Here is a 13696-nt window from a genome sequence, read left to right on the forward strand (position 1 = left end):
TCATTACAACTATAATCGGCGTCACCGGTCATTAGGCTTCATTACCCCACAGGAAAAGTGGGAAATAACAATAGCTCTGACTCAACCATTATTAGAAAATATGTCCAACTAATCAGGGGCTAAGACAGAACCACAAAACAACCGCATAAGGCTCACGAGATAGGATTAGCGCAGTCGGGTCAGATTTTGGAGCATCAGAAGTAATCGCTTACAAATGGTGGTGAATTCAATGATTTGATCCTGAATAAGTGGACGCTCCGAAATCAGAGCAGGCTGTTCGTCGTTCATGCCAAATAACCATTCAGGATTAACGCCATATACTTTCGTCCAGTCGTAAATCAAGTGTAATAGGCCAGCTGGACTCAGGGCATCTGGTTGAGAACTTACGAATGGAACGGGAAGTTGAACCAACCCGTGGAGTTGAATCAACTCTTCAAGGCGTTGAATTAATTTAGGACGGTATGCTAACCAATCGTTTGGGTCAGGAAACCTGGGAACTTGAAAAGGCATAAGCAATACTAGTTATATGAGGTATTACAGAGTAGTTACTAATTGTATGTTCACGGCAATAGGTCTAAAATTAAAAAGCACCAATGGCAGAAGAGCTAATTCTGTCACGCTTTAAATCCGATAGGAAGTAAGCTGTTTTTAATTTTGTAACTAATCGCCTCAAAAAGGTAGTATTGATGTGTCAACTTGGATAGGTTATGGTTACAAAGTTAAAGTATTTCTTAACGGTAACTATGATACGTCAAAAAAGTTCTGTTATGAATCCCTAAAAATTGTCGATTACACAACTCAATAAAGGGTAGTTTTCCGACATATGGTTTCGCTATGCTGTAGAAAGAGGAGATATCAGCTTATGGAAACGTGGCTACTTACTACCAAAAAAGCATTAGGTAGTGACAGGGCATTGCATATTCTTCATCCAAAATGACCTTCCACTACTAAATATTAATAGGGATTTAGGCGTTTTAAAAGTGGATTTGCACCCATCAAGGACGATTTCCGCCCGCTGATGGACTCTTTGCCTGTATTGAATAGTTACTTAATGGCGATCTAATCCTTATTGCTTCAAATACCCAACTAGATCAGAAAAATAGCCTATGCGAACTCCGGATTGAACGGCAAGGCATTGCGAAAGCGTGTAGCGTTCACTTTCAACACTCCCCAGGTCGGTTTTCAACGAACGAAATGAATAAAAATTGACAGCCTATTAACGTAGGTAATTTCTAATTGTTAAAATAATAAAAAGCAATTCGCTTCTCCGAAGGAGGAACAAGGATCAAGATCGAAACGGGAAATGACACGTACCCGTTGGGCGAATTAGAATTAAGTACATAGTTCAAATCCGGTAAATATTCAACAAATCGCAACATGACAGATAACTACAGATAAACCTGTTAATTGTTTAACCAATCAATTTATCCCAGCGCCAGACCTTGTCTCAACTTTTAAATAAGTGTTTTACCAATTGTAAAAAGATTATAAAGAGCAAACGTTGCCAATGGGTGTTAAGGGTGCCTCTCAGAAGAATACCTACGGTTCCTACTAACGCATGAATCCATTAAAAGTTTTACACAGCTACTCTTTTCACGCGTTTGGCTTGAAAGTAATAATCAACTAGAACACGATAGGTCGTTAGCGAATTTTGCCCGTGACCAGCCAATGCAGTCGCTAGTCACTGAATAAGCTTCCGCTACCTTTTGGACATCCCGCACCAGGATTCACTTGGTAGATGGTCTCATCATCGGCTTGATAAAGGGCTTCGGCTAATAAAAAGGGGGTGGATCAGCCGGATCATTCCGTTAGCGGATTGACGGGTGGCCACTGCTTTCCTAAACCGCAAAAGAAACTTCAGTTGTTGGTACAAGCTCCAGGCTTCAAACTCTTTTTCGATACGCTGCATAGGTTCCGGTAAAATTACTTTATAGAGGACGCTCTCAATTCGCTGGGAATAATCAGTTGCTCATTTTGGGCCGGAATAAGACCTTGCATGATGGCGTCGCATTCCAACCGAATCCGTTCAAAATTTAAATCGGGGTCTACATCAATATAAAACGTCGGCAAGGGGCGGTTGCCATCGTCAGGAAATCGGTAACGGGGAAGTTTAAGACGGGTATGAAAAACCGGTTCTTCGGTTTCGGCCAAAATACCCAAAAATTCCCCTTGTTCCAGCCGGTTCAGTTCGTGCGGTTTGATGAGCTGTTTGTCCTGAAGCGAATACGAAACCCCCTGGCTTTGGGTTCCGCTTTTAGGCTCGAATCCCACCGGATTGCTGCGGTTCTTACTTTCGTTCCGTTGCAAACGTTCTTCTTTGCCGAAAAGCTTGCTGACGTATTCACCCGTCTCAATGTTCGGATTGCGGCCAAACAACTGATAGTTCATGTTACTGATGATGGCATAGGCTTCTTCTTTCCCATACGCTTTCACCATCTGCGAAATATCCTGCGCCATGTAAATCGTGGCCACCTCGTTACTACGGGCGGTGGCGGGCAGATCGGACAGATTAGGAATGTAACACTGAGGACCTTCGTCCAGCAGCACCATGCTTCGTTGCTTGCCCGGATTGTTTAGCTGTTTCAGGGAGGCGGTAATGATCAGGGAAACAATCGGAGAAAGGGCTTCAATAATATCCTGTTTGGTTCCGATGCACAGCAACTTGGGGTGGACCGGGTCATTCAAATTAATTTCAAAATCATTCCCCGATAGAACCCAGGCCAATTCCTTGGTATTTAGCCGGCCAATGGCATTCTGGAGCGTTCCGTACTGTCCGGCTAACTGTGCCTCGGCTTTGGTTCGAATCGCCGTGCTGACGCTAGCGACAATCGTTTTGGTTTCGTAATTCGTTTCCAGTAACCCAATCAGGCGGTGAACCGGGTGGCCTAAAATCAGATTGAGCACGTGCGGAACGGTGCAATAGTCGGGGTAATGAATTTTCAGGTACCAGATTACCCCGGCCAAAATGGCGATGGCGGAGGTGTCCCAAAAATCCTTTTCCCGAATTGCTTTGCGATTCAGGGTGCAATAAAAGGCTGAGGCAAACTCATAGGCGTAGAATTGGTAATGGATCAACTCCGGTTTAAGCGGGTTAATGCGGTGGCTGCGTCCCAGGTCCACAAAGTTCACAATGGCCAGATCGACCTGGCACTCGCTTCGGCTATAATGCTGGTATGCATACTGGGTTAAGACCGGAAACTTAAAGTCAAACAGGACGCCCGTGTAATTCTTGAAGGCTGCCTGTGCAATGATTTGTTCTGCAACTGAGGCGGACTTCCCCGACCCGTTTGATCCAATGACCAGCACCCCGCGCGCGGGATTGGGAATGTTTACCCACGTGCCGTTGGCCCCCTGAAAATTGAATGATTTAGGCGTATCAATTTTCTTTTTGTCAGTCGGTAGATTGGATTGGACCGGGTCTCCTTTCAGCGCGTAAGCTAAAAAGGGCGTGGTGATTAACACCCCCATAAGCCCGGCGGCCTGCCCGTACAGACCCGTTGGAAAGAGCTCGGGTTTCAACAACAGGCATGCGCTCAAGGCGTACCAACCGCCGATGAGGCGTAATTGTAGTGGCGTGACTTTCCAAATGCTTTGTTTTCGCTTTTTTCGGGCCAGTTCGGCCTGCAATGAGGGGTCGGTCAACAGAAAGCAAGTAGCCCAGACGCTCGAAAACAGCAGACGCATGAAAACCCCCAGCTTAAATACGTGCCGGATCACCAAAGGCATAAACAGCAGCGGGTCGGCGTACACGGTTAGTTCCAGGCCGATAAGCCCTAGCAGCAAAAAAGTGGCACTCCAAACGCCGATTCGCAGTTGATTTGTTACCATACACGATGCGGTAAAATTGACAGAAGACGAACCCGCGGGCCAGCCGCCCCGAAGCGGTACCTTCCCGGCCATGGTCGCCGAGCCCAGAAACGCAACCAGGCCAATCAACGGGTTTTGAACGCCTTTTAAGGGCTTTACGAATGATTGATCGCGACTCAAGGGATACCATGACCGTACTTTAGGCCTAGTTTCCATTGGTTTCCTTCCCGAATAAAATGCTGTTCAAAGGTTTTAACGGCGCCATCCAGATAAGTAGCCTGCGCTTTGACCTGGGCTGAATCGGCTCCCGAATAGTGCTGTGATACAATAGATAGCTGGCGTAACCGGCCGTTACGGGTTTCCCGAGCGAAGGTGTAAACCATGAGGCCGGGAACCTGTTTAAAGGCTTTTAGCAGGTGCTGCGAGCAGTAGGTGTCCAGGTTTGCGACCAAGGCCACGGTATCTCCCGTAAAATACTCATTGGCGTCCTGGTAAACGGCACGGAGCACGGTTTGTGGCTCCGAAAGGGGCGGCTTGAGGGTGGCTAGAGGCTTTTTCAACCAGCACAGGCCAAGCGCGAAAAGCAGGCCGGCCAGGCCCACAGTGGTCAGCCACCGACGGGCCTGTTGACGGATTACAGCGAACGAATTTTCCATCCGGTTAAGGGGTCTTTTTCTAGTAGGAATACCGAATCTAAATACGTGTCATCGGCGTAGGTCAGCGTACTGTGAACGCGTACCCGGCTGGAATCCTGGGCGTACTCCGTTTTGGTCCATCTGAACCGTTGAAAGCGGTAGTTTTTAGTCAATAACGGCGTGAGCTGGAGCATTGAGGGATTGGCATTAACCACATACCGCGAGGCCAGATCCCATTGTTTGGCATTGATGCACTGTAAATATACCGCACAGATGTGCTCCGGGGCGTTTGGCCTGGTTGAACACCCCAGCAACAGGGGTAGCATACTGCCCACCAACACGATTCGTTTCATAGTTTGATAGTCGATAGGGCGTTTCGTTGGAAGTTGCGTTCCCGGATACCGTCGACGTAGTGTTGCTCCGGGGTGCGGACGGTGGCCTCCAGCAACAATTGATCGCCCTTCTCGCGCAGCCCGGCGGCCTGAACGTAAAGGTCATAGGCTGCTTTCTGATTGGCGATGCGTTCTCCAGTGGTGAGTCGCAGTCCCTTTTCTTCGGTTCCGAAGGCGCCTCCGCCCGGTAGCTGTCCCCCAGCAAACAGGCCGTAATCCAGGCCCGACCCATTTTGGAAAGACCCCATGGCTTCCTTCCAGGCATCGGCCAGCGCCCGGTTTTGCATTTCATCCACTTGCTCCTCAATTTCTTTTCGCCCCTTTCCAATGCCTAGGTTATTGTAAATCCAATGAGCCAGGTTCTGGGCAACCCCTTTGGTGATACCACCCCCGGCCAGCGCACTGACATTCGCCATGGCATTGTCATTGTAGGTATTCTGAAAATTGAAAGGGTCGTCGAAGGATCGAGCGTTAACCAGGGAGGCTAGTTGAAACAAGCCCTTGTTTTGGATGCGCAGGGGCGTGCCTAGAATGGCGCCCTTGACGGATGCATTGATGGCCTGGGCTTTTTCTTCCAGGTCGTCTGCCATGTGATAATACACCAGGGCCTGCTGAATTTTTCGTTTCTGCATGGCGGTTTGGAGTCCGTAGATTTTTTCGATGGTGCCCCGCTTGGATTCCGCGTAATCGCCCAGGTGATGGACATCCCCACCGTTGACGGCGGTCTGGCCTTCAAAAATGTGGTTGTAAAGGTCTCCGCCCGAAGAGGCCTTGAGGGGCGCCTTCTCAATGGCTTCGTGGATGGCTCCTTGTTTCCATTGGAGCACCGGGACATAGTTGGAGAGGGGACTTTGGCACAGGTCGGCGTATTGCTCGAACGTTTGCATATCGGCGAAAAAATTACGCTTGGCGGCAATTTTGATGAAATCGTCCGCCGAACGAAGCAGGTTCTCAATTTCAACCTGGGTTTCCAATAAAGCGTTGGTGTTGACCCGGGTACCGTTGTTAATGGTGTTGCTTTTTTGCAACTCCCCGATTTGTTTTTTGGATTTATCGACGATGTTCTTCAGTTCGATCAGCCGCTGAATGGCCGTTACATCAATCGCAATTTGGGCGTGGACGTCGGCGGGCTGGGCTAGGATTCCTATCACGCCCAAAACGCCCATCAGAACAAATTTCCAGTTCATGTATAACTTAGTTTTTAGTTGATTTGAAAAAAACGGGGTACCCATCCTGCAGGTCTACCTGGGAAAGCTGTTTTTGTCGTTTCCCCTGGGTAACCGCCTGGGCGATTCCGCGCGCAGCGGTACCGCTGATCGCTCCTACCACGCCGAACGCAGAGCTATACTGAAGTAGGGAAGACGCATCCGCCACGGCTTCGTTGACGGTCGTGCGACCCACCTGGCGTATGTTGTCATCGATCTCGTCATGCTGGTAGGCAACGCCGGTCTGGTAATCGCGGTCGACGCACATGAGATCCACCGGTAGCAACTGGCCTGCGACCAGGCGGGAGGGAACCTGAAATTGCATGCGCCCGTTTCCCAGGTAGGCAATGGCGGTTAAAATGGTATTTCGGGGAATGTACACACCCGCAAAGGTGACAGCCTCCGTGGTGCGAAAACGAACTTTGCCCCGGGTGCGGACCGCTTGTTTGCCATAGGCTACCGCCGGGATATACCGGTGATCGCCGGACGGCGAAGCCGCTACCGACTCCGTTATGGAGGTTTTAACCACCCGAAGGGTATTGAACGGGTCTTCCGGGGGGCTAATTTGTTCGGTGGGGGTTGGGGAATATCCTTTTTTTCGAACCCGTTTCTTGGTGAAAGCGGCCCCAGCACGGACGGGTGCTGGGGTTATTGGGCTGGCACCCGAAGGGGGGAGCAATACCGGGTCTTTTGGTGGTTCTGCAACCAATGGTTGGCGCCGGCTTTGACCCAGGGGTTTGTACTGAAAGCGTTTGGCAATGAGGTGAACATCGTCGGTGACGGATTCCCCATTGAGGTTTTTTTCGTTGATTTCTTCCTCGATGGACGCTATCAGGCTGGATTTGCCCGCGTTAGTTTTAACCGTCTTGGTCAGGTTCGGGTCGCCGGGTGTTATCCGGTTTTTCCGTAAGCTGGAAGTTATATGACGCAGCCCGTATAACAAGCCAAAAATCACCAGCAGGGAAATTCCCATGATCTGGGGCAATTTGTTTTGGGTCGAAGGTACAGGGAGAATGGGAGAGGAGTCTTCCTTTTCATCCGGTGGCGGGCTTGCCGGGCCTTTGTGCGGTGGTTTGTGTAGCCCCAGTAGGGCCAGTAGGTTGTTTTTCATGGCCGTGAGGGGGTAAGCAGGGGTGCATCCTTGATTTTTGTTGAGGGAATTTCGACCGTAACGATCCGTGCGCCGACCTGTTCCCGAAAAATGACTTCGAGAAATCCTTTGTCGGTGGTGGAATACAGCGGCAGCGCGTAGTAGAAGTCTTCCGATCGCCCGGCTTCAATATGGGCGGGTTCCCGGCGGTCTACCGGCGCCATCTCCTCGTATTGGGGGGCTACTTTGTTGTGCAGCCGGCGCGCGAGCTTCTCTTTATAGGTAAATGAAACGAGATCGACCCGGTACCCGATTGTCGTGGTATTCCGGACCGTAAAGCGGATGTAAGTATGTTGCTCGTCGTTGAAGAGCTGGACACATTCCATTACCATCCCACCCGACGACTGTTTTACCGAGGTATTCATTCGCAACGTTTTCATGGCTTCAAAAGGTAGATCGGATGAGGTCAGGGTCGCGGGGGCCGTTTTGGACGGAGTGGAAGGGGGGGCGGCGGAAAGACGTCCCGTTTGGCGGTAATCATAGAAATTCTTTTTTGGTTTTCGGGCGAATTGGAGGTAGCCGGTGAAAAGTGTTCCACCCGCCTGCACCAGCAGGGTGGTCGGTTCGGCCCGGTCAGTTAGGGCTTTTACAAAAAGCAGCCGGTCTTCGACTTTTCCCAGGTAGGCTTTGGTACCCAGGTTCACCAGGCTGATGGGTTCATCAAAAATGAGATAGCTTGTTCCGTCGAGGGGAACGCGGATGGTATCAATTTCTTGGGCCTGCATGCAGCGGGATAGCAGGGTCAGGATCAGCAACACAAATCTTTTCATAATTCTTTCACCTGGGGCGTGTAATCCATGAAGTTGAACTCTTTGATCTGAAGGCCAAAGGGATTATCCTCCGACCGGTACGTTTGCCGCAGTTGAAACCGGGCGGCAATTGGAACCCGTTGCACCTCGTCGGGGTAAATCACTTTTTGTTGCGTATAAACTGTACCCGTATAAGGTTCTGTTGAAACATTCACCGTAATGCTGTCAATCTGCAACTCGGTGCGGATGTTGTAACGGTTATAGTTTTCGAGTACTTTTCCTTCCCGAAAGGTTTGGTAGATGGCCAGGCCATCCTGCCGGTTGATGAGCTTAAAAGCCAGGTCAATGCGATCTTTGTACGTTTCAGCATCGTGCGAAAACATCAGGCGCATGAAATTCTTAATGTGGTTTCGGGCTTCGTAGACGGATGGGGTGGCGGTGGGTGACTCAACGGCCGCGGCCGTTCCTTGATCGGATACGACGTAGACGGTTTGCCGTGCTTGGGCCAGGGCCGTGGAATACGTCCACGACCACCACGCATTCGAGATAAATAAAAGGAGGACGGCAACCAGGGTAATCCATTTCAGCGCCGTAAAGGCTTTGCTGAAACCGACTGCCGTTCCCAGTTTGTTTTCCATAGCCATAAGGAATGCTGGATTGATTAGGTGGATTCAACAACTTGATGTTGGGGTACTTCCGGCTCTTTTTTCGGTTGATTCCGCTGCCGGTTATAATTCTGGTAGGCCACTACGCCGGCGGAGGTTCCGGCGGCCACATAGCCCTGGGCGGCCCGCAGAAACGACGCACTGGCGTGTCCCCCGATGTAAAAGGACGTAAGCAATGGCACGCTGAGGTACATGAGGATAACCACCCCATTCACCACCAGCAGATCCAGCACCCCCGCGGCTTCTTGCAGGCTGGTGATGGGACCCAGGTTGGAGGGAATTGAAAAGTGAGTAATAAAGCCAATCATCAGCGCATCGAGGATGCCTAAGGTCAAGGTCCAGAGGGAAGTGGAAATAAAAATTCGAGCCCAATGACCGAGAGCACCTCCAAAGCCGGGGATGGTGGCAATGGTAAAAGCGATGGGTCCACAGGCGAGGATAAATCCCATCAGCATTGCCCGAATGCGTTCAATGAAAATGCGAATAATCATGGCCAGGCCATTTTCAATGGCCAGCACAATCCAGGCGAAAAAAGACGTCATATCATCAAACGGAATTTTGACATCCGAAAAGGGCAGGGATTCCGAGTGCTGTTTGAAATAGGTACTTTCCGACAGGGTATTGAGGGTTTTTAAAATATCCGTTCCGTCGCCGGAAACCAGGTTCGCCAGCCAGAGAGTTGCCTCATAAACCGCGCCTACTACCGAGCCATAAGCCGCCAGACCCAGCCAGATAAAGATCACTTTAATCATGCCGGACGGATCAAAGCGCATATCGCCGAAGTACGTTTTAGTCAACGCAATAAGTAAATGCAAAAACAGCATGAGGGGAATAAACGTGAGCAGCTTGGGAACCGAGGTATCAATCAATTTCCCCGCCGACGTAATAAAAGTTTCACTCAGGGAAGCCGCGCTGGCCTGCGTCAATACCAAAGGGAATACAGTCATAATTCACCGGATTTTTTAAGTTCAACAAACTGTCGGATTGCCGCATAAATGTCCCCATCATACGCTTCCGTGAGCCCGCGTAGGGTGTTGCGTTCGTCGGGTTTGGAGGTCAAAACAGCCTGTACCGCAAACGGAACTTCTAGCCGGAAGACTTTGCCATATTCACCCTGTTTGATAAAAATTTCCCGGTACGTTTCCTTCAGGGCGAGTGATAAAATCTTCTGTTTTTCGTGCTGGGTGAAGGCCAGCGCTTTGCCGACCGTTTCAACCTCCTGGGCATCATTGTGACGCAGGATGTATTTGGTATCGGCATTGACCAGAATGGCTTTGCCAATCGGGGAACGCTGAATTTCGTGAATACCCTGCGTAATGATGGTCATGCTCCCTTTGTTTTTCCGAATGGTGCGGTACATCAATTCAATGAAGTCCGTCATCGTTTCGGAGAGCATCGACCAGGCTTCATCCATGTAAATCCATTTACTGATGTCGGGATACCGGGCCAATTGATCGGCCGCCAGTTCCGTGATCAGCATGCCGATTATTGGGTACAGCATGGGGTTACTTTTGATCCGTTTCATGTCGAAAACGATCAAGGGATGCCCTGCTAAATCTTCGTGCTCGGGAGCGTTCAAAATGTCCTTGTATTGACCCGTGGCAAACGGTTTCAAACAGAGCAGGAAGTCGCTGAAGTTGAAGCTACCCACCTGTTTTTTGAATTCATTTTCGGGGGCCGTTCCTTCGATGTAATCCAGCAAAAATTCATAAAAACCCAAGAGGGTAGGAGGGAGGCTGGCTGGGTTTACGGCCTGGTTATACTGCTGGTAATAGGTGACAATTAATTCTGTAAGAACGGAGCGTTCCGACTGGCGGACCGTCCCCTCTGTTCCCTTCCAGATGACCAGCAACAGGTTGGTTAAAAAATTGAGTTTGTCGTTCTGCATCGAATAGGTGCCGTCCGACTGACGCGGGACCAGAAAGGGATTGAATCTCAAGGGCCGATCCGGATCATATTCAAAATACCGTCCGCCCAGTGCCGTCGAGAGGCTTAGGTAGGTGCCCCCTACGTCAATGATGATTTGGGGTTCACCCCGCTCAAACCGCTGCAGCAGAAACCACGCCATGGTAAAGGACTTGCCGCTGCCCGTCGGACCAATAACGAGGGCGTTTTGATTCTGTAGGTCGGTGTTAAATAGGTTGAGTAAGACCGGAACGCCGTTTCGGTCACATAGCAAATCACCCCGCAGGGCTGAGCGGTATTGGGTGACAAAATTCAAGTACATCGCACCGTTGTCACCCGACATGACCAACCACCGGTAGTTTTGATTGGAATTGCCGGGCGCATTGGCTATAAAGAGGTTGGCTGTATCCAGACTTTCGATGAAACATTCCGCTGAGCCCATGTCCCGGAAGGCCGAAACCGCCTTCTGGAGCTGGTAATCCACCTCCGTTTCATGGGCCGAATGCAGAATCAGACTGACATTCGCGCTGACAATGTTTTTGTTCTCTGCCCGTACCTCCCGGGTGAAATCCAGCAGTTCCTCCCGCTTGATCATGTTGTCCTGTGTCATCATAAAATCCAGGTTTTTAATCACCTTGGCGGTCGTATCCATGCCGGAAAGTACTTTTTCCCGGTTCAGGATTTTGAGGGATACACTGAGCAAGTGGGGGAAGTACAGAGGATGCAGCAGCGGGTACACCCAGGGTGACATGATGGTTTGTTTGTTGGGCGCAAACGGTTCCATCGGGCTTCCCTGGCCACTCAGGGTCACGATGTTGATCCGCTTTTCGCCGAGGGCTGCGTGGGTCGTTGCCGGTGCAAACGTCCGCACGGCATCCGTGGGCTGGTGATCGGGGTCAAACTCCAGGTTAATATATTGCAAATACAAGTTCTGCAACTCGTCATTCGTCAGCCGATTTAGCGAAATGCCTTCAAAGGACGCCAGGGTGCTGATGAAATCCTGGGCTAGGTATTCAATCGCCGACTGCCGTTGCTCCAGCTGATCGAAGGGGTTGTTGAGGACGCTTTTTCCCATTGCAAAAAAGGTGTTGGCTGCATTACGTTCCCGCTCACCGAGTGGCCCCACCGACAGAAATAGGTACGCCCGGTGCAGCAGGATGGGGCGCTCTTCAAAATGTTCCGTTGTGCGGTTATGGAAATAGGTTTTATCCTTTTTGCTTGCCTGATACGCTTTGTAATAAAAGGCATCAATTTTTTGAACAACGGTACCTTCGGGCAAGGTTTTCAGCGCATTGTAAAGCAACGTATTGAGAGAGTCATACTGGTGCGCCGTGAGCTTTTCCGTTTCGATGCCGCCGACGGCAAAACCAACGGCTACCCGACCATCCTGCAGAATCAATTGATCCGATTCGACCGAGAATACCGGCACCACGGTATCAATGGTTCGTTTTGTTTTTGCCGTGACCATGTACTTGCTTTTGTTTGACAATAAAATCGAGCTTCTTCATGTGGACCTTTTTCGGCTGAAAAAAGTAATAGGAGATTACACTAATGAGAAAGGATGGGTGCTTGTGCTTTAAACCGTACTGAACCAGGCCGATGTAGAACGAGATTCCGAGGAGGGCTGCCAGGTTCCACCAGGAACTAACCGGAATGACCATGCGGAGTAGGCCAATCAGAAGCATCATTCCGAAGAACAAGCCCAGCACGAATCCCAAATCGCGGATCTCTATGCCCAGAATCAGGGTTTTTTGTTCCAATGATTTTCGTACCTCCATCCGGTTAGTTGCCGATTGTAAAACCACCTTCTGAACTGCCTCCCACGGATGACGTAATGTCCTCAACGATTGTGTTAAATCCGTACCACAAGATGGCTCCGATTACCAGCATCAAGAGGTTTCGGCTGGCGTTGGGTGAATTAGAAATAAAACCGGCGACAGTTCGGATTAACCCGACCACCATCAGAATAATAAAGATGGCATTGCCCCCTGTCTGAAAAATCTTACCAAGATTCTTAAGGGTTCCTGTAATGCCGCCCTGGGCCATTACGTCCGGAGCTAGCAGCGTCATAGCCGTGGTGACCAGGATAAAACCGACGGTCCTGGTTACGTTGTGATGTGCGTTTTTTGACGTGATCAACATACTACTTGGGGTTAAAATGAAACGTGAATGAAGGGATGAAATCAATAGGTATTAGGGTGAGGGTTATGGGTTGGGCAATAGCGGGTTACCGCCGTACGACTGCTTCTCCAATCCAGGTAGAATGTCGGCGTGTTTTGTTTTTTAACGGGATTAAAGCAGCGTCGGTAACCCCGGGGCGTTTACCCCTTCAATCGGTTGTCAAAGAATGGTTAGGGAACCGCATTGGCCTCCGCCGGTTTGGCAAACCGTTTATCTTTCAGCTTTTTCATCCGGTCTCGTACTTTACTTTCTACTTCGGTATTTATTAGGCTGATGCCTTTTAAGGCGGTATTCAGTTCCGTTAGTGGAGGGACTGATCTGCCTGCCAGGGATGATGGATAAACTTCTTTTGGGGCAGATGTGCTCGGCTTCTGTTCCTTGGCCGCTGGTTGAACGGGCTGAGTAGTTTGCGGCACAAAGGTTCCTGAAATACTGGTCAGTGGGTTGGGGGGGGATGGTAGCTGATGGAGGGGTGATTGGAAGAGGGAATGTCCCTTTTTGTCGAGTCGCCCCCCGGGGTTTGGGGTAAATTGGTCGATGACCTGCCTGCTTCTTGTATTGTCTTGCTGAGCCGATTGGTGGCTAATCAACTGATTCCGTAAGCGGGTAATGTGAACGAGTCCTTTGCCTTTTCCGGGATTCCCTTCTTGGTTCAAAAGGATCCCTCCCTGGTACTCTACGGAAAGGCCCCAGACAAAACTAAGAAAGAAAAAAGCAAATAGGATTACGCCAAAAAAATTGTATTTATTTCCATGAAAAAATAATACAAGATTGTCTAAAAAATAGTACTCACTTGTTTGAGAAATAAGCATACTGCAACTTGTCGCAAACAAAGGTCCCCATTGGGTTAATCGTTGGGTATGTTTCATAACTAATAGCGTCAATAGGACTGTTAATGCTACATTTTCTACGTTTGGTAGGGCAATATTAGTAAAAGTATTCCTAGACTTGCAACGGTATTGGCGAACTAATTTTCGATTAAACGAGCATCGCTTAAGTAGTTTTTT

13 protein-coding genes are annotated in these 13696 nt (G+C 49.7%); all 13 read right to left on the minus strand.

All coding sequences use genetic code 11. From position 1 onward, the window contains the following. Positions 1-165: 165 nt before the first annotated feature. The 13 genes from ACYVH9_RS30530 to ACYVH9_RS30590 all read right to left on the minus strand — a co-directional run bounded on the left by ACYVH9_RS30530 (position 166) and on the right by ACYVH9_RS30590 (position 13558). The gene (locus ACYVH9_RS30530; RefSeq protein ID WP_460640250.1) at positions 166-510 is read right to left on the minus strand and encodes a hypothetical protein; all 345 of its coding nucleotides are present in this window, start codon (positions 508-510) and stop codon (positions 166-168) included. Between the two features lie 1413 nt (positions 511-1923). After that, positions 1924-4023 (minus strand): type IV secretory system conjugative DNA transfer family protein, encoded by a 2100-nt coding sequence (locus ACYVH9_RS30535; protein WP_460640251.1) that lies wholly within the window; start codon positions 4021-4023, stop codon positions 1924-1926. Then, positions 3984-4463 carry a hypothetical protein gene (locus tag ACYVH9_RS30540; RefSeq protein WP_460640252.1) on the minus strand — a complete coding sequence of 160 codons (480 nt, stop codon included), beginning with the start codon at positions 4461-4463 and terminating at the stop codon, positions 3984-3986. The genes ACYVH9_RS30535 and ACYVH9_RS30540 overlap by 40 nt, the downstream gene beginning before the upstream one ends. After that, a complete protein-coding gene (locus ACYVH9_RS30545; protein WP_460640253.1) occupies positions 4442-4795 on the minus strand; it encodes a hypothetical protein in 354 nt (117 codons plus the stop codon). Before ACYVH9_RS30545 ends, ACYVH9_RS30540 begins: the two co-directional genes overlap by 22 nt. After that, positions 4792-6021: a hypothetical protein gene (locus ACYVH9_RS30550; RefSeq protein ID WP_460640254.1), complete on the minus strand. Its 1230-nt coding sequence runs from the start codon at positions 6019-6021 to the stop codon at positions 4792-4794. Before ACYVH9_RS30550 ends, ACYVH9_RS30545 begins: the two co-directional genes overlap by 4 nt. Before the next feature lie 7 nt (positions 6022-6028). Next, complete coding sequence (gene traM, locus ACYVH9_RS30555) at positions 6029-7150, minus strand: conjugative transposon protein TraM (RefSeq protein WP_460640255.1); 1122 nt, start codon at positions 7148-7150, stop codon at positions 6029-6031. Then, positions 7147-7959: a DUF4138 domain-containing protein gene (locus ACYVH9_RS30560; RefSeq protein ID WP_460640256.1), complete on the minus strand. Its 813-nt coding sequence runs from the start codon at positions 7957-7959 to the stop codon at positions 7147-7149. Before ACYVH9_RS30560 ends, traM begins: the two co-directional genes overlap by 4 nt. Then, the gene (locus ACYVH9_RS30565) at positions 7956-8576 is read right to left on the minus strand and encodes a VirB8 family type IV secretion system protein (protein WP_460640257.1); all 621 of its coding nucleotides are present in this window, start codon (positions 8574-8576) and stop codon (positions 7956-7958) included. Before ACYVH9_RS30565 ends, ACYVH9_RS30560 begins: the two co-directional genes overlap by 4 nt. A gap of 23 nt (positions 8577-8599) precedes the next feature. Continuing rightward, positions 8600-9550 carry a hypothetical protein gene (locus ACYVH9_RS30570; protein ID WP_460640258.1) on the minus strand — a complete coding sequence of 317 codons (951 nt, stop codon included), beginning with the start codon at positions 9548-9550 and terminating at the stop codon, positions 8600-8602. Further along, entirely contained in the window at positions 9547-11976 is a 2430-nt protein-coding gene (locus tag ACYVH9_RS30575; protein WP_460640259.1) for a VirB4 family type IV secretion system protein, read from the minus strand. The genes ACYVH9_RS30570 and ACYVH9_RS30575 overlap by 4 nt, the downstream gene beginning before the upstream one ends. Further along, positions 11945-12286, minus strand: coding sequence for a hypothetical protein (locus tag ACYVH9_RS30580; protein ID WP_460640260.1), 342 nt, complete (start codon positions 12284-12286; stop codon positions 11945-11947). The genes ACYVH9_RS30575 and ACYVH9_RS30580 overlap by 32 nt, the downstream gene beginning before the upstream one ends. A 4-nt stretch (positions 12287-12290) precedes the next feature. Continuing rightward, positions 12291-12650 carry a hypothetical protein gene (locus ACYVH9_RS30585; protein WP_460640261.1) on the minus strand — a complete coding sequence of 120 codons (360 nt, stop codon included), beginning with the start codon at positions 12648-12650 and terminating at the stop codon, positions 12291-12293. Between the two features lie 209 nt (positions 12651-12859). Then, positions 12860-13558, minus strand: coding sequence for a hypothetical protein (locus ACYVH9_RS30590; RefSeq protein WP_460640262.1), 699 nt, complete (start codon positions 13556-13558; stop codon positions 12860-12862). Between the last annotated feature and the right edge of the window lie 138 nt (positions 13559-13696).

This window comes from Larkinella harenae, from assembly GCF_054780515.1.